Source organism: Enterobacter sp. PL_is379 (assembly GCF_055817355.1).
On the sequence record NZ_JBVPGT010000032.1, the window covers coordinates 337,999 to 359,774 of the forward strand.

At 56.0% G+C, this 21,776-nt stretch carries 17 protein-coding genes; 9 read left to right on the plus strand and 8 right to left on the minus strand.

Annotation, left to right across the window (positions count from 1 at the left end; translation table 11 throughout):
* The 8 genes from ispH (at nt 1) to folA (ending at nt 10,284) form a co-directional block, all read left to right on the plus strand.
* A complete protein-coding gene (ispH, locus tag AC0TOY_RS20485; protein WP_024907425.1) occupies nt 1–951 on the plus strand; it encodes a 4-hydroxy-3-methylbut-2-enyl diphosphate reductase in 951 nt (316 codons plus the stop codon).
* 205 nt (nt 952–1,156) lie between these two features.
* Nucleotides 1,157–1,978 carry a 4-hydroxy-tetrahydrodipicolinate reductase gene (gene dapB, locus AC0TOY_RS20490; RefSeq protein WP_024907426.1) on the plus strand — a complete coding sequence of 274 codons (822 nt, stop codon included), beginning with the start codon at nt 1,157–1,159 and terminating at the stop codon, nt 1,976–1,978.
* Between the two features lie 455 nt (nt 1,979–2,433).
* A complete protein-coding gene (gene carA / locus AC0TOY_RS20495) occupies nt 2,434–3,582 on the plus strand; it encodes a glutamine-hydrolyzing carbamoyl-phosphate synthase small subunit (protein WP_024907427.1) in 1,149 nt (382 codons plus the stop codon).
* Nucleotides 3,583–3,600: 18 nt separating this feature from the next.
* Nucleotides 3,601–6,825 carry a carbamoyl-phosphate synthase large subunit gene (gene carB / locus AC0TOY_RS20500; protein ID WP_473722462.1) on the plus strand — a complete coding sequence of 1,075 codons (3,225 nt, stop codon included), beginning with the start codon at nt 3,601–3,603 and terminating at the stop codon, nt 6,823–6,825.
* A gap of 139 nt (nt 6,826–6,964) precedes the next feature.
* Nucleotides 6,965–7,198 (plus strand): YgdI/YgdR family lipoprotein, encoded by a 234-nt coding sequence (locus AC0TOY_RS20505; protein ID WP_048989669.1) that lies wholly within the window; start codon nt 6,965–6,967, stop codon nt 7,196–7,198.
* Between the two features lie 103 nt (nt 7,199–7,301).
* Complete coding sequence (gene kefF, locus AC0TOY_RS20510; protein WP_024907429.1) at nt 7,302–7,832, plus strand: glutathione-regulated potassium-efflux system oxidoreductase KefF; 531 nt, start codon at nt 7,302–7,304, stop codon at nt 7,830–7,832.
* Nucleotides 7,825–9,690 (plus strand): glutathione-regulated potassium-efflux system protein KefC, encoded by a 1,866-nt coding sequence (gene kefC / locus AC0TOY_RS20515; RefSeq protein WP_061715984.1) that lies wholly within the window; start codon nt 7,825–7,827, stop codon nt 9,688–9,690. The genes kefF and kefC overlap by 8 nt, the downstream gene beginning before the upstream one ends.
* A gap of 114 nt (nt 9,691–9,804) precedes the next feature.
* Complete coding sequence (gene folA, locus AC0TOY_RS20520) at nt 9,805–10,284, plus strand: type 3 dihydrofolate reductase (protein ID WP_008502023.1); 480 nt, start codon at nt 9,805–9,807, stop codon at nt 10,282–10,284.
* An 86-nt stretch (nt 10,285–10,370) separates the two neighbouring features.
* Here folA and apaH read toward each other — a convergent pair whose 3' ends face one another.
* The 6 genes from apaH to lptD are packed head-to-tail and all read right to left on the minus strand — an operon-like array spanning nt 10,371 to nt 17,106.
* A complete protein-coding gene (apaH, locus tag AC0TOY_RS20525) occupies nt 10,371–11,219 on the minus strand; it encodes a bis(5'-nucleosyl)-tetraphosphatase (symmetrical) ApaH (protein ID WP_023310360.1) in 849 nt (282 codons plus the stop codon).
* Between the two features lie 4 nt (nt 11,220–11,223).
* Nucleotides 11,224–11,601, minus strand: coding sequence for a Co2+/Mg2+ efflux protein ApaG (apaG, locus tag AC0TOY_RS20530; protein WP_024907431.1), 378 nt, complete (start codon nt 11,599–11,601; stop codon nt 11,224–11,226).
* 3 nt (nt 11,602–11,604) lie between these two features.
* On the minus strand, nt 11,605–12,426 hold the full coding sequence (gene rsmA / locus AC0TOY_RS20535; RefSeq protein WP_023310362.1) for a 16S rRNA (adenine(1518)-N(6)/adenine(1519)-N(6))-dimethyltransferase RsmA: 822 nt from the start codon (nt 12,424–12,426) through the stop codon (nt 11,605–11,607).
* Nucleotides 12,423–13,409: a 4-hydroxythreonine-4-phosphate dehydrogenase PdxA gene (gene pdxA, locus AC0TOY_RS20540; protein ID WP_024907432.1), complete on the minus strand. Its 987-nt coding sequence runs from the start codon at nt 13,407–13,409 to the stop codon at nt 12,423–12,425. The genes rsmA and pdxA overlap by 4 nt, the downstream gene beginning before the upstream one ends.
* Nucleotides 13,409–14,695, minus strand: a complete 1,287-nt coding sequence (gene surA, locus AC0TOY_RS20545) for a peptidylprolyl isomerase SurA (RefSeq protein ID WP_024907433.1) — start codon at nt 14,693–14,695, stop codon at nt 13,409–13,411. The genes pdxA and surA overlap by 1 nt, the downstream gene beginning before the upstream one ends.
* Before the next feature lie 53 nt (nt 14,696–14,748).
* Nucleotides 14,749–17,106 carry an LPS assembly protein LptD gene (lptD, locus tag AC0TOY_RS20550; protein WP_024907434.1) on the minus strand — a complete coding sequence of 786 codons (2,358 nt, stop codon included), beginning with the start codon at nt 17,104–17,106 and terminating at the stop codon, nt 14,749–14,751.
* 239 nt (nt 17,107–17,345) lie between these two features.
* Between lptD and djlA the strand changes: the two genes are divergently transcribed.
* Complete coding sequence (djlA, locus tag AC0TOY_RS20555; protein WP_008502016.1) at nt 17,346–18,161, plus strand: co-chaperone DjlA; 816 nt, start codon at nt 17,346–17,348, stop codon at nt 18,159–18,161.
* A 29-nt stretch (nt 18,162–18,190) separates the two neighbouring features.
* On the opposite strand, the gene rluA is transcribed toward djlA, so the two are convergent.
* Together rluA and rapA are read right to left on the minus strand one after the other, a co-directional pair.
* On the minus strand, nt 18,191–18,850 hold the full coding sequence (gene rluA / locus AC0TOY_RS20560; protein ID WP_008502014.1) for a bifunctional tRNA pseudouridine(32) synthase/23S rRNA pseudouridine(746) synthase RluA: 660 nt from the start codon (nt 18,848–18,850) through the stop codon (nt 18,191–18,193).
* Nucleotides 18,851–18,862: 12 nt separating this feature from the next.
* Entirely contained in the window at nt 18,863–21,769 is a 2,907-nt protein-coding gene (gene rapA / locus AC0TOY_RS20565) for an RNA polymerase-associated protein RapA (protein ID WP_473722465.1), read from the minus strand.
* Nucleotides 21,770–21,776: the final 7 nt, after the last annotated feature.

Consider the following 21,776-nt stretch of genomic DNA (forward strand, 5'->3'; position numbering starts at 1 on the left):
ATGCAGATCCTGTTGGCTAACCCGCGCGGCTTTTGCGCCGGTGTAGACCGCGCTATCAGCATTGTTGAAAACGCGCTGGAGATTTACGGCGCGCCGATTTATGTACGTCACGAAGTGGTGCATAACCGCTACGTGGTTGACAGCCTGCGCGAGCGCGGCGCCATCTTTATTGAGCAGATCAGCGAAGTGCCGGACGGTGCAATCCTGATCTTCTCCGCGCACGGCGTCTCCCAGGCGGTACGTAACGAAGCGAAAAGCCGCGATCTGACCGTATTCGATGCCACCTGTCCACTGGTGACCAAGGTGCATATGGAAGTGGCGCGCGCCAGCCGTCGTGGTGAAGAGTCGATTCTGATTGGCCATGCCGGTCATCCGGAAGTTGAAGGCACCATGGGCCAGTACAGCAACCCGGAAGGGGGGATGTATCTGGTCGAGTCGCCTGAAGATGTCCTGACGCTGAACGTGAAAAATGAAGCCCGTCTATCGTTTATGACCCAGACGACGCTCTCCGTAGACGATACCTCAGACGTGATTGACGCCCTGCGTCAGCGCTTCCCGAAAATCGTCGGTCCGCGTAAAGATGATATCTGCTATGCGACCACTAACCGTCAGGAAGCGGTGCGCGCACTGGCTGAACAGGCGGATGTGGTGCTGGTGGTCGGCTCCAAAAACTCGTCTAACTCCAATCGCCTGGCCGAACTGGCGCAGCGCATGGGGAAGGCAGCGTTCCTGATTGATGACGCGTCGGATATTCAGGAAGCGTGGGTTAAGCATGCGGCCTGTGTCGGCGTGACGGCCGGGGCGTCTGCGCCAGATATTCTGGTTCAGAACGTCATTTCCCGTTTGCAGGAGCTGGGCGGTGGCGAAGCGGTGCCGCTGGAAGGACGTGAGGAGAACATCGTTTTCGAAGTCCCGAAAGAACTGCGCATTGATGCCCGCGAAGTCGAATAGTCCCTTTTCTGATGAAAGGCCAGCACCTCCTGTGCTGGCCTTTTTTTTAACCGTTACTTTATCGTGACGACAAAATCATGTCTTTTACTGATATTTAAGTCGGTTTCACGTTAAATTCTAATTATCGGTGTTTTCAGTTGGCAGTGCTTCTCAAGGCTGGTTAATCTGAAAACGGTTTACATCATTTTAACGTAAGAGAATAACTATGCATGATGCACAGATCCGTGTCGCCATTGCGGGCGCGGGTGGACGTATGGGCCGTCAGCTTATTCAGGCGGCTCTTCAGATGGATGGCGTCGCGCTTGGCGCGGCCCTGGAGCGTGAAGGTTCTTCACTTCTGGGGACCGATGCCGGTGAGCTGGCGGGCGCAGGCCACACGGGCGTTACCGTGCAAAGCAGCCTGGAGGCGGTAAAAGAGGACTTCGATGTCTTCATCGATTTTACCCGCCCGGAAGGGACGCTCACGCATCTGGCGTTTTGCCGTCAGCACGGCAAGGGGATGGTGATCGGCACCACCGGTTTTGACGACGCGGGTAAGCAGGCTATCCAGGATGCATCAAAAGAGATTGCGATTGTCTTCGCCGCAAACTTCAGCGTGGGCGTTAACGTCATGCTGAAGCTGCTGGAGAAGGCCGCGAAGGTGATGGGCAACTATACCGATATTGAGATCGTAGAAGCTCACCACCGTTACAAAGTTGATGCGCCATCAGGTACGGCGCTGGCGATGGGCGAAGCGATTGCGCATGCACTCGATAAAGATTTAAAAGAGTGCGCGGTCTATACCCGCGAAGGTCACACCGGCGAACGCGTACCGGGCACCATTGGTTTCGCCACCGTGCGAGCGGGTGACATTGTCGGCGAACACACGGCGATGTTCGCCGATATTGGTGAACGTGTCGAGATTACGCATAAAGCCTCCAGCCGAATGACATTTGCTAACGGCGCCGTACGCTCCGCTTTGTGGCTGAAAAATAAAAAAGATGGCCTTTTTGATATGCGAGATGTGCTTGATCTCAACAATTTGTAAGCATTATTACCCATCGTGATGTGGTTATTGCAGTCGTAATTGTTTGATTGCATAGGGCAATATTTTATTGCCCTTTTATTTTTGACTGTTTAAATGTGAATCAGGCTATAGACCTATAAAAAACTATCTATTGCTGCGTTTTAACGTTGCTGAAATGTAAATTTTGACCATTTGGTCCACTTTATGATGCTCCATCCGCTGATTTTTTATTAAACCAAGCGCGCAAGCGTTTTCCGCAGTGATTTACCTGATCTTTTTGTCGCTTAAGCCTCATTCCTCTCGCCAGGCCTGCAAAAGACTAAACAAAATATCCGTTTTAAGTTGACTTTTACCCACCAAATCCCCAGAATGCCGCCGTTTGCCAAAAATCCGCTGGCAACACATTTGCATTGATCCATGACATGGTTATGAATTAATATGCAAATAAAGTGAGTGAATATTCTCTGGAGGGTGTTTTGATTAAGTCAGCGCTATTGGTTCTGGAAGACGGAACCCAGTTTATCGGTCGGGCCATAGGGGCAACGGGTTCGGCGGTTGGGGAAGTCGTTTTCAATACTTCAATGACCGGTTATCAAGAAATCCTCACTGATCCTTCCTATTCTCGCCAAATCGTTACTCTTACTTATCCTCATATCGGCAATGTCGGCACCAATGCTGCTGACGAAGAATCTTCTCAGGTACATGCGCAAGGCCTGGTCATTCGCGACCTGCCGCTGATTGCCAGCAACTTCCGCAATACCGAAGACCTCTCTTCTTACCTGAAGCGCCATAACATCGTGGCGATTGCCGATATCGATACCCGTAAGTTAACGCGTCTGCTGCGCGAGAAGGGTGCACAGAACGGCTGCATTATCGCGGGTGATAACCTCGATGCGACGCTGGCGCTGGAAAAAGCGAAAGCCTTCCCGGGCCTGAACGGCATGGACCTGGCGAAAGAAGTGACTACCGCTGAAGCCTACAGCTGGACTCAGGGGAGCTGGACGCTTTCAGGCGACCTGCCGGAAGCGAAAAAAGAGAGCGAGCTGCCGTTCCACGTGGTGGCCTACGATTTCGGCGCCAAGCGCAACATCCTGCGCATGCTGGTTGACCGCGGCTGCCGCCTGACGGTGGTGCCGGCACAAACGTCTGCCGAAGACGTGCTGAAGATGAATCCGGACGGTATTTTCCTGTCCAACGGCCCTGGCGACCCGGCGCCGTGCGATTACGCTATCGCCGCCATTAAGTCCTTCCTGGAAACCGACATCCCGGTATTCGGCATCTGTCTCGGCCATCAGCTGCTGGCCCTGGCGAGCGGTGCGAACACCGTTAAGATGAAGTTCGGCCACCACGGTGGTAACCACCCGGTGAAAGACATCGATAACAACACGGTGATGATCACCGCGCAGAACCACGGCTTTGCCGTCGATGAAGCCTCAATGCCGGCTAACCTGCGCGTGACCCACAAGTCGCTGTTCGATGGCACCCTGCAGGGCATCCACCGTACCGATAAGCCAGCGTTCAGCTTCCAGGGCCACCCGGAAGCCAGCCCGGGCCCACACGACGCCGCGCCGCTGTTCGATCACTTCATCGAACTTATCGAGCAATACCGTAAGACCGCTAAATAATCAGGAGCCGAGAAGACAATGCCAAAACGTACAGACATAAAAAGCATCCTGATCCTTGGCGCTGGCCCGATCGTCATCGGCCAGGCCTGCGAATTCGACTACTCCGGCGCGCAGGCGTGTAAAGCCCTGCGTGAAGAGGGTTACCGCGTCATCCTGGTTAACTCTAACCCGGCTACCATCATGACCGACCCGGAAATGGCAGATGCGACCTACATCGAGCCGATTCACTGGGAAGTGGTGCGTAAAATCATCGAGAAAGAGCGTCCGGACGCGGTGCTGCCAACCATGGGCGGCCAGACGGCGCTGAACTGCGCGCTCGAGCTGGAGCGTCAGGGCGTGCTGGCCGAATTCGGCGTCACCATGATTGGTGCGACCGCCGACGCGATTGATAAAGCCGAAGACCGTCGCCGCTTCGACGTGGCGATGAAGAAAATCGGCCTCGACACCGCGCGCTCCGGTATCGCACACAACATGGAAGAAGCGCTGGCCGTTGCGGCTGACGTGGGCTATCCGTGCATCATCCGTCCATCGTTCACCATGGGCGGCACCGGCGGCGGTATCGCTTACAACCGTGAAGAGTTCGAAGAGATTTGCGAACGCGGTCTGGATCTCTCTCCAACCAAAGAGCTGCTGATTGATGAATCGCTGATTGGCTGGAAAGAGTACGAGATGGAAGTGGTGCGTGATAAAAACGACAACTGCATCATCGTCTGCTCCATCGAAAACTTCGATGCGATGGGTATCCACACCGGCGACTCCATCACCGTTGCGCCAGCCCAGACGCTGACCGACAAAGAGTACCAAATCATGCGTAACGCCTCGATGGCGGTACTGCGTGAAATCGGCGTGGAAACAGGTGGTTCAAACGTGCAGTTCTCCGTGAACCCGAAAACCGGCCGCCTGATTGTTATCGAAATGAACCCGCGCGTGTCCCGCTCCTCCGCGCTGGCCTCTAAAGCGACCGGCTTCCCGATTGCGAAAGTGGCGGCGAAACTGGCGGTGGGTTATACCCTCGACGAGCTGATGAACGACATCACCGGTGGCCGCACCCCTGCGTCCTTCGAGCCGTCCATCGACTACGTTGTGACTAAAATTCCACGCTTTAACTTCGAGAAATTTGCAGGCGCGAATGACCGTCTGACCACCCAGATGAAATCTGTCGGGGAAGTGATGGCGATTGGCCGTACGCAGCAGGAATCCCTGCAAAAAGCATTGCGCGGTCTGGAAGTGGGCGCGACCGGTTTCGACCCGAAAGTGAGCCTGGACGACCCGGAAGCGCTGACCAAAATCCGCCGCGAGCTGAAAGACGCGGGTGCAGAGCGTATCTGGTACATCGCCGATGCCTTCCGTGCCGGTCTGTCCGTCGACGGCGTGTTCAACCTGACTAACATCGACCGCTGGTTCCTGGTGCAGATTGAAGAGCTGGTGCGTCTGGAAGAGCAGGTGGCTGAGCTGGGCATCACCGGCCTGGACGCCGACTTCCTGCGCGTGCTGAAGCGTAAAGGCTTCGCCGATGCGCGTCTGGCTAAGCTGGCGGGCGTGCGCGAAGCGGAAATCCGCAAGCTGCGTGACCAGTATGACCTGCACCCGGTCTACAAGCGCGTGGACACCTGTGCGGCTGAATTCTCGACCGACACCGCGTACATGTACTCCACCTATGAAGAGGAGTGCGAAGCGAACCCGTCCGTCGACCGCGACAAGATTATGGTGCTGGGCGGTGGTCCAAACCGTATCGGCCAGGGCATCGAGTTCGACTACTGCTGCGTACACGCCTCGCTGGCGCTGCGCGAAGACGGTTACGAGACCATCATGGTCAACTGTAACCCGGAAACCGTCTCCACCGACTACGACACCTCCGACCGCCTCTACTTCGAGCCGGTTACCCTGGAAGACGTGCTGGAAATCGTGCGCATCGAGAAGCCAAAAGGCGTTATCGTGCAGTACGGTGGTCAGACTCCGCTGAAGCTGGCGCGCGCGCTGGAAGCGGCAGGCGTACCGGTTATCGGGACCAGCCCGGATGCGATTGACCGCGCGGAAGACCGCGAGCGTTTCCAGCAGGCGGTTGACCGTCTGAAGCTGAAACAGCCAGCGAACGCCACGGTGACGGCCATCGAACAGGCTGTAGAGAAGGCGAAAGAGATTGGCTACCCGCTGGTGGTGCGTCCTTCCTACGTGCTGGGCGGCCGCGCGATGGAAATCGTCTACGACGAAGCCGACCTGCGTCGCTACTTCCAGACGGCGGTGAGCGTCTCCAACGATGCGCCAGTGCTGCTCGACCGCTTCCTCGACGATGCGGTAGAAGTGGACGTTGACGCCATCTGCGACGGCGAAATGGTGCTGATTGGCGGCATCATGGAGCATATCGAGCAGGCGGGCGTGCACTCCGGTGACTCTGCCTGTTCTCTGCCAGCGTACACCCTGAGCCAGGAAATTCAGGATGTGATGCGCCAGCAGGTGCAGAAGCTGGCCTTCGAGTTGCAGGTTCGCGGCCTGATGAACGTCCAGTTCGCGGTGAAAGATAACGAAGTCTACCTGATTGAAGTCAACCCGCGTGCGGCACGTACCGTACCGTTCGTCTCCAAAGCCACCGGTATTCCGCTGGCGAAAGTAGCTGCGCGCGTGATGGCAGGCCAGACGCTGGCACAGCAGGGCGTGACCAAAGAGATCATTCCACCGTACTACTCGGTGAAAGAAGTGGTGCTGCCGTTCAACAAATTCCCGGGCGTTGACCCACTGTTAGGGCCAGAAATGCGCTCAACCGGGGAAGTGATGGGCGTAGGCCGCACCTTCGCAGAAGCGTTCGCGAAGGCGCAGCTGGGCAGTAGCTCAACCATGAGAAAATCGGGCCGTGCGCTGCTTTCCGTTCGCGAAGGCGATAAAGAGCGCGTGGTTGACCTGGCCGCCAAGCTGCTGAAGCAGGGCTTTGAGCTGGACGCGACCCACGGTACGGCGATTGTGCTGGGTGAAGCGGGCATCAACCCGCGTCTGGTGAACAAGGTGCATGAAGGTCGTCCGCACATTCAGGATCGTATCAAGAATGGCGAATACACCTACATCATCAACACCACCGCAGGCCGCCAGGCGATTGAAGACTCTAAGCTGATTCGCCGCAGCGCGCTGCAGTACAAAGTGCACTACGACACCACCCTGAACGGCGGTTTCGCAACGGCCATGGCGCTGAACGCGGATGCTACCGAGAAGGTGATTTCAGTGCAGGAAATGCACGCGCAGATTAGCAAGTAAGTAAAAATGCCCGGTGCCGTTCGGCTGCCGGGCATTCTCCCCATCTTCAGAACCTTCTGGTTTTTCATCCGCTTTCAGTCAGTTAGCCTAAAATCATTAGGTCGATAACGAAATTCAACTGAGAGCAGGGGAAAACACCATGCCAAATAAATTACTGATCGCTTCCGTTCTGGCTGCCACGACAATGTTTACCGTTGCGGGCTGTTCGTCCAATCAGGCCGTAAAAACCACCGATGGCAAAACCATTGTTACCGACGGAAAACCGCAGGTAGATGACGATACCGGTCTGGTGTCGTACAAAAACGCCGAAACCGGTCAAACCGAGCAGATCAACCGTGACCAGGTGAAATCGATGGGCGAGCTGGATAACTAATTCAGAATTCTGACGTAAGCCCGTCAATAATATTCACTATTAGCCTGTTGAATTACTGACTACACTCTTTTGTTAAAAGAAAGCAGTAACAACAGGCTAATCAATGATTCTGATAATTTATGCCCATCCTTATCCGCAGCACTCGCATGCGAATAAGCGGATGCTTGAGCAGGTAAGGACGCTTGATAACGTAGAGATACGTTCCCTCTATCAACTCTATCCCGATTTTAATATCGATATCGCCGCCGAACAGGAGGCGCTTTCCCGTGCCGATCTGATTATCTGGCAGCATCCCATGCAGTGGTACAGCACGCCCCCGCTCCTGAAACTGTGGATTGATAAAGTCTTCTCCCACGGCTGGGCGTATGGCCACAATGGCAATGCGCTAAAAGGGAAAAGCCTGATGTGGGCGGTCACCACCGGCGGCGGGGAAAGCCACTTTGATATCGGTTCCTTCCCGGGCTTTGACGTCCTGGCACAGCCGCTGCAGGCGACCGCGCTCTATTGCGGCCTGAACTGGCTCCCGCCGTTCGCGATGCACTGCACGTTTGTTTGCGACGATGAAACGCTGCAGGCGCAGGCTCGCCATTATAAACAACGCTTACTTGAGTGGCAGGAGGCGCACCATGGATAGCCATACGCTGATACAGGCGCTGATTTACCTCGGCGCGGCGGCGCTGATTGTACCCGTGGCGGTACGCCTGGGGTTGGGCTCTGTCCTCGGCTATCTGATTGCGGGCTGCGTCATTGGGCCGTGGGGTTTTCGACTGGTGACGGATGCAGAGGCGATTCTCCATTTCGCTGAAATCGGCGTTGTGCTGATGCTCTTTGTGATTGGCCTGGAGCTCGACCCGCAGCGGTTGTGGAAGCTTCGCGCATCGGTATTTGGCGGTGGGGCACTGCAGATGGTGGCCTGCGGCCTGCTGTTGGGCGGGTTCTGCATCCTGCTGGGCATGGACTGGAAAGTGGCAGAGCTCATCGGCATGACCCTGGCGCTCTCCTCAACGGCCATTGCCATGCAGGCGATGAACGAACGAAATCTGACGGTATCCCAGATGGGACGTAGCGCGTTCTCGGTGCTGCTGTTCCAGGATATTGCCGCTATCCCGCTGGTGGCGATGATCCCGCTGCTGGCGGCCAGCGGTTCCTCTACCACGCTGGGCGCTTTCGCGCTGTCGGCGCTGAAGGTGGCGGGCGCGCTGGCGCTGGTGGTGCTGCTTGGTCGCTACGTCACCCGTCCGCTGCTGCGGTTTGTTGCCCGCTCGGGCCTTCGCGAAGTGTTCAGCGCCGTGGCGCTGTTCCTGGTGTTTGGCTTCGGTCTGCTGCTGGAAGAGGCCGGGCTGTCGATGGCGATGGGGGCGTTCCTCGCAGGCGTTCTGCTGGCGAGTTCTGAATACCGTCACGCGCTGGAAAGCGATATCGAGCCGTTCAAAGGGTTGCTGCTGGGGCTGTTTTTCATTGGTGTGGGGATGTCCGTCGACTTCGGCACGCTGGTGACGCACCCGCTGCGGATCGTCATCCTGCTCGTCGGCTTCCTGATCATTAAAATGGTGATGCTGTGGCTGATTGCGCGTCCATTAAACGTGCCGACCAGGCAGCGCCGCTGGTTTGCCGTGCTGCTGGGGCAGGGGAGTGAATTTGCGTTCGTGGTCTTTGGCGCCGCGCAGATGGCAAACGTGCTCGATCCCGAGTGGGCGAAAGCGCTGACGCTGGCGGTCGCACTGTCGATGGCGGCGACGCCTGTGCTGCTGGTGGTGCTGACGCGTCTGGAAAAATCGGACAGCGAGCAGGAGCGCGAAGCCGATGAGATTGACGAGGAGCAGCCGCGCGTCATCATCGCCGGATTTGGTCGCTACGGGCAGATCGTCGGGCGTTTATTACTCTCCAGCGGCGTGAAGATGGTCATTCTCGATCACGATCCCGACCATGTCGATACCCTGCGTAAATTTGATATGAAGGTGTTTTACGGGGATGCCACCCGCGTCGATCTGCTGGAATCCGCCGGGGCGGCAAAAGCCGAGGTATTGATTAACGCCATTGACGATCCGGAGACCAGCATGCAGATGGTGGAACTGGTTAAAGAGCATTTCCCGGAACTGACCATTATCTCCCGCGCGCGCGATGTGGATCACTACATCAGGCTGCGACAGGCGGGCGTAGACGCACCGGAGCGTGAAACGTTCGAAGGTGCGCTGAAGTCTGGCCGTATGGCGCTGGAAAACCTGGGGCTTGGCGCGTACGAAGCGCGCGAACGGGCGGACCTGTTCCGTCGCTTTAATACCGAGATGGTTGAAGAGATGGCGGCGATGGCGGGCAGTACGGCCACCGAGCGCGCGGCGGTGTTTAAACGCACCAGCGCGATGCTGACGGAAATCATTAACGAGGACCGTAACCACCTGTCGCTGATCCAGCGCCATGGCTGGCAGGGCACGGAAGAGGGCAAGCATACCGGCGATCCGGCTGACGAGCCCGAGAGTAAACCTTCCGCGTGAAGTGGAGTTGCCAGCAATATTAAAAAATTTCTTTATCTTTACCCTGCCGCCAGTCGACGAAAGATTAAGCTTTCCGTATAGTGGCGGCAATTTTTTGCATCCGGGAAATTTTCAATGATCAGTCTGATTGCAGCGCTGGCGGTGGACCGCGTTATCGGTATGGAAAATGCCATGCCGTGGAACCTGCCTGCCGATCTCGCATGGTTTAAACGTACTACGTTAAACAAGCCGGTAGTGATGGGCCGCCTGACCTGGGAGTCGATTGGTCGTCCATTGCCGGGCCGTAAGAATATCGTTATCAGCAGCCAGCCAGGCACTGACGATCGCGTCGAATGGGTAAAATCAGTAGACGAGGCGATTGCTGCATGCGGCAATGCCGAAGAGATTATGGTGATTGGCGGTGGGCGTGTGTACGAGCAGTTCCTGCCAAAAGCGCAGAAGCTGTATCTGACCCACATTGATGCAGAAGTGGAAGGGGATACCCATTTCCCGGACTACGATCCGGACGAGTGGGAATCGGTATTCAGCGAATTCCACGACGCGGATGCACAGAACTCCCACAGCTACTGCTTCGAGATTCTGGAACGTCGTTAAGTAATTTTCCTACCCCTCACCCTAACCCTCTCCCCAAAGGGGAGAGGGGACTGTTCGGTGCGGCCTTTTGGGGAGGGGGGCACTAGTCAGGAGGCAACGGCCTCACTTTCTCCTAAGTCCAGCTGTCGGTTGGACGGCTGCACAAAGTAAGCTTTATCTTCCCAGCGTAAGCAGGTTAACTCCCCACCCCAGCAGCATCCGGTATCCAGACCGTAAATCCCTTCCGGCGTTCCTTTTCCTTCCAGTGCTGCCCAGTGACCAAATACCACGCTGTACTCGCTGGTCACCGGTCCCGGAATGGCAAACCACGGTTTCAGCGGGGCGGGCGCGCTTTCCGGCGTCTCTTTGGAATACATATCCAGCTGCCCGTTCGGGAAGCAGAAACGCATGCGGGTGAACGCGTTGGTGATAAAGCGCAGGCGGGCCAGACCGCTGAGATCCTCGCTCCAGTGGTTCGGCATATCGCCATACATGGCATCGAGGAAGAAAGGATACGAGTCGCTCGCCAGCACCGCCTCAACGTCACGCGCGCAGGTTTTCGCCGTCTCAAGATCCCATTGTGGCGTGATCCCGGCATGCGCCATGACCAGCTTTTTCTCTTCGTCGATCTGCAGCAGGGGCTGACGGCGCAGCCAGTTAATCAGATCGTCCGCGTCCGGCGCATCCAGCAGTGGTGTGAGGCGATCTTTAGGCTTGTTGCGGCTGATCCCGGCGAAAACCGCCAGCAGATGCAGATCGTGATTACCCAGCACCATGCGCACGCTGTCGCCCAGCGATTTGACGAAACGTAATACTTCAAGGGAGCCGGGGCCACGCGCAACTAAATCGCCCGTCAGCCAGAGCGTGTCCTGTCCTGGCGTAAAGTCGACCTGTTTTAACAATGCGATCAGTTCATCGTAGCAACCGTGAACGTCGCCAATCAGATATGTAGACATTAGATTAATGAATGAGTGTAGTAACGGCGAGACGGAACACAGGAATGGCAACGCGGAATCCGTTGCCATCGACGTCGACCATTTCATAATGGCCTTGCATGGTACCCATCGGCGTTTCAATTACCGCGCCGCTGGTGTACTGGTACTCTTCGCCAGGGGCGATGTGGGGCTGTTCACCGACCACACCTTCGCCCTGAACTTCAATTTCGCGGCCATTGCCGTTAGTGATAAGCCAGTAGCGCCCGCGCAGCTGCACGGGCATCCGCCCCAGATTGCGAATGGTCACGGTATAAGCGAAAACAAAACGATCTTCGTCCGGAGAGGACTGTGATTCAACATAGACGCTTTGTACATGGACACATACGCGGGGCGAATCAATCATGGCTTAACTCTCCTTCGGCGGCGCATTATCGCTGATGTAATTAGCCAGCTTGCAGTACTGCTCTACGGAAATATTCTCCGCACGCATTGCCGGGTCGATCCCCAGCTCGGCTAACACCTCTACGGTAAACGAATTGCTCAGGCTGTTACGGATCGTTTTACGGCGCTGGTTAAAGGCTTCTGTGGTAATGCGGCTCAGTACGCGCAGATCTTTAACCGGATACGGTTTCGTCTTGTGCGGCACAAGGCGCACAACCGCTGAATCCACTTTCGGTGGTGGTGTGAACGCTGACGGCGGTACTTCGAGTACCGGGATCACGTTGCAGTAATATTGTGCCATCACGCTTAAACGACCATACGCTTTACTGTTCGGGCCTGCAACCAGACGGTTAACAACCTCTTTTTGCAACATGAAGTGCATGTCGGCAATGGCATCAGTATAGCTAAAGAGGTGGAACATGAGCGGCGTAGAGATGTTGTACGGCAGGTTGCCGAAAACGCGCAGCGGCTGGCCCATTTTTTCCGACAGTTCGCCAAAGTTCATGGTCATGGCATCTTGCTGATAGATGGTCAGCTTCGGCCCGAGGAACGGGTGCGTTTGCAGGCGTGCGGCCAGGTCGCGGTCCAGTTCGATGACGGTCAGTTCGTCGAGGCGTTCGCCTACCGGTTCGGTCAGTGCAGCAAGGCCTGGGCCGATTTCGACCATCGCCTGGCCTTTTTGCGGATTAATAGCCGAGACAATGCTTTCGATCACGAACTGATCGTTAAGGAAGTTTTGCCCGAAACGTTTACGGGCTAAGTGGCCCTGATGGACTCGATTAGTCATTGAGTATTAACAATCATTTTGATGGCGAGATTAAGCGCCGTAATAAAACTGCCGACATCCGCCTTCCCCTGGCCTGCCAGATCAAGCGCAGTACCGTGGTCAACGGACGTTCGAATAAAGGGTAAACCGAGGGTGATATTCACCCCGCGGCCAAAGCCCTGGTATTTTAGCACGGGCAGGCCCTGATCGTGGTACATCGCGAGCACGGCGTCGGCATTATCCAGGTATTTTGGCTGGAAAAGGGTATCTGCAGGCAGCGGCCCGCTGAGGTTCATCCCCTTCGCCCGCATTTCGTTGAGCACCGGAATAATGGTGTCGATCTCTTCGGTGCCCATGTGCCCGCCTTCACCGGCGTGTGGATTCAGGCCGCAAACCAACACATGCGGCTGCGGGATCCCAAATTTTGTCTGCAGATCGTGATGCAAAATCCCGATGATCTCGCGCAGGAGATCGGGGGTGATCGCATCCGGAATCGCTTTGATCGGCAGATGGGTAGTCACCAGGGCAACGCGCATCGCTTCGGTCGCCAGCATCATCACCACTTTCGGACTGTGCGAGCGCTCTTCGAAGAACTCCGTATGCCCGGTAAATGGTATGCCCGCTTCGTTGATCACGCCTTTGTGAACGGGGCCGGTAATCAGAGCGGCAAATTCGCCCTTCAGGCAACCGTCGCAGGCGCGCGCAAGGGTTTCAACGACATAGTGGCCGTTTTCCGTGCTGAGCTGACCCGGAATGACCGGCGTTCGAAGGGGAACAGAGAGAAGGGTAAGCGTACCGGCTTGCTGTGGTGCAGGCTGTTGGCCTTCAACGTAAGGGATGAGCGTTAAAGGCAGACCGAGCAGTGTTGCCCGGTCTTGTAACAGTGTTGCATCGGCGCAGACAACCAGTTCTACCGGCCAGCTGAGCTGGGCGAGCTGGACAACGAGGTCAGGCCCAATCCCGGCGGGTTCGCCGGGCGTGATAACAACACGATGCTGTTTCATTAGTTGCTCAGCACTTTCACGTAAGCACTGGCGCGTTGTTCCTGCATCCAGGTGGCTGCTTCTTCAGAGAACTTACGGTTAAACAGCATACGGTAGGCTCTGTCTTTCTGTGCCGCATCCGTTTTATCAACGTTACGGGTGTCCATCAGCTCGATCAGATGCCAGCCAAACGAAGAGTGGACCGGCGTGCTCATCTGGCCTTTGTTCAGCTTCATCAACGCGTCACGGAAGGCAGGATCGTAAATATCCGCAGCCGCCCAGCCCAGATCGCCGCCCTGGTTAGCAGAGCCTGGATCCTGAGAGAACTCTTTTGCGGCCTTCGCAAACGAGGTTTTACCGCTCTTAATGTCTGCTGCGATCTGTTCCAGCTTCGCACGCGCCTGATCGTCAGTCATGACCGGTGACGGTTTCAGCAGAATGTGGCGAGCGTGAACTTCGGTGACGGAGATATTTTGGCTCTGGCCGCGCAGATCGTTCACCTTCAGAATGTGGAAGCCCACGCCTGAACGGATAGGACCGACGATATCCCCTTTCTTCGCCGTGCTCAGCGCCTGGGCAAAGATGGATGGCAGCTCCTGAATACGTCCCCAGCCCATCTGGCCGCCTTTCAGCGCCTGTTGGTCAGCGGAGTAGGTGATGGCCAGCTTGCCAAAGTCGCCGCCGTTACGCGCCTGTTCAACAATAGAACGCGCCTGGCTTTCTGCTTCCGCAGCCTGATCGGACGTTGGGTTCTCTGGCAGTGGAATCAAAATGTGGCTCAGATTCAGCTCTGTGCTCGCATCGTTCTGGTTACCCACCTGTTTTGCCAGCGCCTCCACTTCCTGAGGCAGGATAGTGACGCGGCGACGCACTTCGTTGTTACGTACTTCCGAAATCAGCATCTCTTTACGGATCTGATTACGGTAGGTGGCGTAGCTGATGCCGTCATAGGCCAGACGGCTGCGCATCTGATCTAAAGACATATTGTTTTGCTTCGCGATGTTAGCGATCGCCTGATCGAGCTGCTCGTCAGTGACCTTCACACCCATTTTCTGCCCCATCTGCAGAACGATCTGATCCATGATCAGACGCTCCAGGATCTGGTGGCGCAGCGTGGCGTCATCCGGAAGCTGTTGACCGGCTTCGCCCGAATTGAGCTTCACCGATTTCATCAGACCGTCAACGTCACTTTCAAGCACGACGCCGTTGTTAACCACAGCAGCGACTTTATCAACAACCTGGGGGGCCGCGAAGCTGGTATTCGCAACCATAGCGACACCGAGCAGCAGCGTTTTCCAGTTCTTCATACTTTTTCCATTTCAATTAACCGCAAAGCGGATTACGTTGCAAATCAAGCACATTACAAGGAAGTACGGTATGGCAGAATATTCGAGCGCAGCATTTTCTGCGTACCCAGACCGTAGTTGGAACTCAGGCCGCGTAGCTCGAAGTTAAAGCCAATCACGTTATCGTATTTGCTCTGATTGTTGTTAGTATCCCAGCCGTTAAGCTTACGTTCGTAACCGACACGCAGCGCGTAGCAGCAGGAGTTATATTGCAGACCCACCATCTGGTCAGCTGCTTTATGAGTGTTGGTGTCAAAGTAGTAAGCGCCAACGACTGACCAGCGATCGGCGATTGGCCAGCTTGCTGCACCACCGACCTGCGAAATACCGTCTTTATACTGTTCCCCATTGCCGTAGTTTGGCAATGTGGCCTGAATATATTCCGGGCTGGCATAACGATAGGTCAACTGCACCATACGATCTTCATCCCGGCGATACTCAATGGCCGCTGTACTGTTGGCGATATTGTCGAGACGGGTGTCATATTGCACGCCACCGCGCAGACCCCAACGGTCGGTCATACGCCAGTAGGTGTCACCAGCCCAAATCAGCGAACCTGTCTTGTTATCTTTCTCCCACTTAATATTGTCATCGCCCGTGCGAGACTCGGTGAAATAGTAGATTTGACCAACAGAAACGTTAAAACGTTCAACGGCAGCATCATCATAAACGCGCGATGTGACCCCGGTCGTTACCTGGTTTGCCGAGGCGATGCGGTCAAGGCCACCGTAGGTACGGTCGCGGAACAGGCCGCTATAGTCAGACTGCAGTAATGAGGAGTCGTAGTTATTAATATTGCTCTGATCGCGATAAGGCACGTACAAATACTGCATACGTGGCTCCAGCGTCTGGGTATAGCCATCCGCCAGTAGACCCATATTGCGTTCGAAGATCAGCTTGCCGTCCATTTTGAACTGCGGAAGCGTACGGTTTACGGATTCTTCCAGGTGACCGGTATTGTTTGGATTCGCGTTGTAATCATCGATATTTTTCTGCTGATAGTGTGTCGCCATCAGCTTAGCTTCCGTGTTCAGACTTGCCCAGTCATTTGACCATGGCAGGTTGATTACGGGCTCCAGGTGAACGCGGGTGGCTTCCGGCATATTGGAATTTGTATTTACAAAATGCACCGCCTGACCATAAATACGGGTGTCGAATGGGCCCACGTCATTCTGGTACCAGTTAACGTCCAGTTGTGGCTCAGCGCCATAGGTACTCGCCGTTTGGCTATCAAATACCTGGAACTGCTTGCTTGTTACGGTCGCATCAAAGTTCTGCACCGCATAGCCTGCGCTGAAGATCTGCGTGGCATAACCGTCAGTACTCGAACCGTATTTTGACGAGAAATCGTTGAAGTAGTTCGGATCACTCACCTTGGTGTAGTTGACGTTGAAACGCCAGACCTGATCCATCACACCGGAATGTTGCCAGAAATACATCCAGCGGTGTTTATTACCTTCGGTCGGATGCTCATCCTGGAAGACTTTATCCGACGGCAGGTAATCCAGCTCCATCAGACCCGCACCGGCGTGAGTCAGATAGCGGAACTCGTTCTCCCACATGATGTTGCCGCGCTTGTGGATATAGTGCGGCGTGATCGTCGCATCCATGTTTGGCGCGATGTTCCAGTAATACGGCAGGTAGAACTCAAAGTAGTTCGTGGTGCTGTATTTGGCATTTGGGATCAGGAAACCGGAGCGACGTTTGTCACCCACGGGAAGCTGCAGATAAGGGCTGTAGAATATAGGCACTGGACCCAGTTTGAAGCGGGCGTTCCAGATCTCTGCGACCTGTTCTTCGCGGTCATGGATAACCTCGCTTCCGACCACGCTCCAGGTATTTGACCCCGGCAGACATGACGTAAATGTACCATTTTCCAGGATCGTATAGCGGTTTTCGCCGCGCTGTTTCATCAGGTCTGCGTCACCGCGCCCCTGGCGACCCACCATCTGGTAATCACCTTCCCAGACGTTAGTATCTTTAGTATTCAGGTTTGACCAGGCTTTCGGACCTTTCAGGATGACCTGATTGTCGTCATAGTGCACATTACCCAGCGCATCCACCGTTCGTACCGGCTCGGCCGCACCTTCCGGCTGCTTCTGGTGCAATTGCACTTCATCTGCCTGCAGGCGGCTATTACCCTGGTTAATATCCACATTGCCCGTAAACGTGGCATTGTCAGGGTAAGTCCCTTTCGAACTGTCGGCAGTAATGGTTACCGGCAAGCTATTTGTATCGCCACTCACCAGTGGGCGATTATAACTTGGGACGCCAAGCATACACTGCGAGGCGAGATCGGCCGCCAGCCCCTGTTGACTATACAGGGCGGAGCCAATCATTGTGGCCAGAAGGGTGGGGATACGTTTTTTCATACGTTGTATTTTATTGTTCCGTCATCAGTGGCTACGGCTTACAAACGCTCAGAGACTATCTTACTCATCTGCGCAGTACCAGCGTTAATCCTGCCCGTTTGCGTGCCAGAGTGTTAGGCTCGCTATCGAATGACGAGTATGATAAAGCAAATTATAGGCGATGTCCTTCAATTGACCGTGACTTGAACACAGTGATGATGACGTTGCGTCGGCCAGGAATATGACTATCCGGGGAGTATATGCAGTATTGGGGTAAAATAATCGGCGTTGCGTTCGCCATCATCATGGGTGCCGGGTTCTGGGGGATTGTGCTTGGACTTATTATCGGCCATATGTTTGATAAGGCGCGCAGCCGCAAAATGGCCTGGTTTGCCAATCAGCGCGAGCGTCAGTCACTCTTTTTCTCCACCACCTTTGAGGTGATGGGGCACTTAACCAAATCCAAAGGGCGTGTCACAGAAGCCGATATTCAGATTGCCAGCGTTTTTATGGATCGTATGAACCTGCATGGCGATTCCCGTCTGGAAGCGCAAAATGCGTTTCGCATCGGTAAATCGGATAACTATCCGCTTCGCGAAAAAATGCGTCAGTTCCGCAGCATCTGCTTCGGACGTTTTGATTTAATTCGGATGTTTCTGGAAATTCAAATCCAGGCGGCCTTCGCCGACGGTTCACTTCACCCTAATGAACGTGATGTGCTGTACGTCATTGCGGAAGAGCTGGGCATCTCCCGTATGCAGTTCGACCAGTTCCTGCGCATGATGCAGGGCGGGGCGCAGTTTGGCGGCGGCTATCACCAGCAGTCGTCCGGCGGTGCCTGGCAGCAGGCGCAGCGTGGACCGACGCTGGAAGATGCCTGCAACGTGCTTGGCGTAAAGCCCTCTGACGATCAGACCACGATTAAACGTGCCTATCGTAAGCTCATGAGCGAGCATCATCCGGACAAGCTGGTCGCGAAAGGCCTGCCGCCAGAAATGATGGAGATGGCGAAGCAAAAAGCGCAGGAAATCCAGAAGGCGTACGAGCTCATTAAAGAGAAGAAAGGTTTCAAATAAGAAAAAGCCCGACGGTGTCGGGCTTTTTTTTAGAAGTCCACCGGGGCTTTAAACGTCATCGCGTTACCGAAGGCCGGATGGGTGATGGTGAGCGTCTGCGCGTGCAGCTGCAGACGTGGCGCTAAGGCCAGCGCTTCAGGCGGCGCGTAGAAGCGGTCGCCCAGAATCGGATGACCCAGAGCAAGCATATGCACGCGCAGCTGGTGTGAACGTCCGGTAATCGGTTTAAGCAGGACGCGCGCGGTATTATCCGGCGCATACTCCAGCACTTCATACTCGGTCTGCGCGGCCTTGCCGGTTTCGTAGCACACCTTCTGCTTTGGCCGGTTCGGCCAGTCGCAGATCAGCGGTAAATCCACCAGCCCTTCCGCCTGCGCGGGGTGGCCCCAGACGCGGGCGACATACTGCTTTTTCGGCTCGCGCTCGCGGAACTGGCGTTTTAACTCGCGTTCCGCCGCTTTATTCAGCGCCACCACAATCACGCCGCTGGTGGCCATATCCAGGCGATGGACGGACTCCGCCTGCGGATAATCGCGCTGAATGCGCGTCATCACGCTGTCTTTGTGCTCATCCAGACGCCCCGGCACGGACAACAGGCCGCTGGGCTTGTTGACCACCATAATGTGTTCATCCTGATACAGAATGACCAGCCAGGGATCCTGCGGTGGATTGTAAGGCTCCATCACCATCTTGCGCTCCGTTTACTGATGCGTCACAACGATAAGACGCAGGGCATCCAGACGCCAGCTCGCCTGATTCAGGCTTTCCAGCACCTGCTGACGGTTACTTTCAATCGCCGCCAGCTCGTCGTCACGAATGTTCGGGTTGACGGCTTTTAACGCTTCCAGACGGGACAGCTCCGCGGACAGTTTCTCGTCGGCTTCACTGCGCGCAGCGTCAATCAGCGCTCTGGCCGCTTTCTCAATCTGGGTTTCGCCCAGTTGCAGAATAGCGTGCACGTCCTGCTGGACCGCGTTAACCAGCTTGCTGCCGGTATGGCGGTTCACCGCGCTCAGCTGTCGGTTGAAGCTTTCGAACTCGACCTGTCCGGCCAGGTTCGTGCCGTTTTTGTCCAGCAGCAGGCGGACCGGCGTTGGCGGCAGGAAGCGGGTGAGCTGTAGCTGTTTAGGCGCCTGCGCTTCCACAACGTAGATCAGCTCTACCAGCAGGGTGCCCACCGGCAGCGCCTTGTTTTTCAACAGGGAGATGGTGCTGCTGCCGGTATCGCCGGAGAGGATCAGGTCCAGACCGTTACGGATCAGCGGGTGTTCCCAGGTGATAAACTGGGCATCTTCGCGGGACAGCGCCACGTCACGCTCGAAGGTGATGGTACAGCCATCTTCCGGCAGGCCCGGGAAATCCGGAACCAGCATGTGATCGGACGGGGTCAGGACAATCAGGTTCTCGCCACGGTCGTCCTGGTTGATGCCGACAATGTCGAACAGGTTCATGGAGAAGCTAATCAGGCTGGTATCGTCATCCTGCTCTTCGATGCTCTCTGTCAGCGCCTGCGCTTTTTCACCGCCGTTGGAATGGATCTCCAGCAGGCGATCGCGACCCTGTTCCAGCTGCGCTTTCAGCGCGTCGTGCTTCTCGCGGCAGGACTTAATCAGATCGTCAAAGCCGTCGGTGTTTTCCGGCGCGGCCAGGTAGTCGATCAGATCGCCATGCACCTGATCGTAAATGGTGCGGCCCGTCGGGCAGGTATGTTCAAACGCGTCCAGACCTTCGTGGAACCAGCGTACCAGCACGGACTGCGCGGTTTTTTCCAGATACGGCACGTGGATCTGAATATCATGCGCCTGACCAATACGGTCCAGACGGCCGATACGCTGCTCCAGCAGATCGGGGTTAAACGGCAGATCGAACATCACCAGGTTGCTGGCGAACTGGAAGTTACGGCCTTCAGAGCCGATTTCCGAGCACAGCAGAACCTGCGCGCCGCTGTCCTCTTCCCCGAACCACGCCGCGGCGCGGTCGCGCTCGACGATGGACATGCCTTCGTGGAACACGGCGGCACGAATACCTTCGCGCTCGCGCAGGACCTGCTCCAGCTGCAGCGCGGTGGCCGCTTTGGCGCAGATCACCAGCACTTTCTGGGAGCGGTGCGCGGTCAGGTAACCCATCAGCCACTCCACGCGCGGATCGAAGTTCCACCAGGTGCCGGTATCGCCTTCAAATTCCTGGTAGATTTGTTCCGGATAAAGCATGTCGCGGGCGCGCTCTTCCTGGGTTTTGCGCGCGCCCATAATGCCGGAGACTTTAATCGCCGTCTGATACTGCGTCGGCAGCGGAAGCTTGATGGTGTGCAGCTCGCGTTTCGGGAAGCCTTTGACGCCGTTACGGGTATTTCGGAACAGCACGCGGCTGGTGCCGTGGCGGTCCATCAGCATGTCGATCAGCTCTTTACGCGCGGATTCCGCATTGTCGCTCTCGCTGTTCGCGGCCTGCAGAAGCGGCTCGATATCCTGCTCGCCAATCAGATCGCTCAGGGTGTTGAGTTCGTCATTAGAGAGACGCTTGCCCGCCAGCAGCATGGCGACGGCATCCGCCACCGGACGGTAGTTATTCTGTTCTTCCACGAACTGCGCAAAGTCGTGGAAACGGTTTGGATCGAGCAGGCGCAGACGGGCAAAGTGGCTTTCCAGCCCCAGTTGCTCCGGCGTTGCGGTCAGCAGCAGGACACCTGGCACGCGTTCGGCAAGCTGCTCGATAGCCATATATTCGCGGCTCGGCGCATCTTCGCTCCAGACCAGGTGGTGAGCTTCGTCGACCACCATCAGGTCCCATTCAGCATCGCACAGATGCTCAAGGCGCTGCTTGCTGCGGCGCACGAAGTCCAGGGAGCAAATCACCAGCTGTTCGGTTTCAAACGGGTTGTCCGCATCGTGCTGCGCTTCGGCATAGCGCTCATCGTCAAACAGGGAGAAGCGCAGGTTAAAACGACGCAGCATTTCGACCAGCCACTGGTGCTGCAGGGTTTCAGGAACCACAATCAGCACGCGCTCGGCAGCGCCGGAAAGCAGCTGTTGATGCAGGATCATGCCCGCTTCGATGGTTTTACCCAGACCCACTTCATCTGCCAGCAGCACGCGCGGCGCGTGGCGACGGCCCACGTCATGGGCGATGTTCAGCTGGTGGGGGATCAGGCTGGTGCGCTGGCCGCGCAGGCCGCTCCACGGCATGCGGTACTGTTCACTCTGGAACTTACGCGCGCGATAGCGCAGCGAGAAGCGATCCATACGGTCGATTTGCCCGGCAAACAGGCGGTCCTGCGGCTTGCTGAACACCAGCTTGCTGTCGAGCAGCACTTCACGCAGGATGACATTGGCCTCGTCGGTGTCCAGACGAGTCCCGATGTAGGCGAGCAGTCCATTCTCTTCTTTTACGTCTTCAATCTTGAGCTGCCAGCCGTCATGGCTGGTCACGGTGTCACCCGGATTAAACATCACGCGGGTAACAGGGGAGTCATTGCGAGCGTACAGACGGTTTTCACCGGTGGCTGGGAAGAGGAGGGTAACCATACGCGTATCGATTGCTACGACGGTTCCTAATCCAAGTTCGCTTTCTGTATCGCTGATCCAGCGTTGACCAAGTGTAAAAGGCATAGTTGTT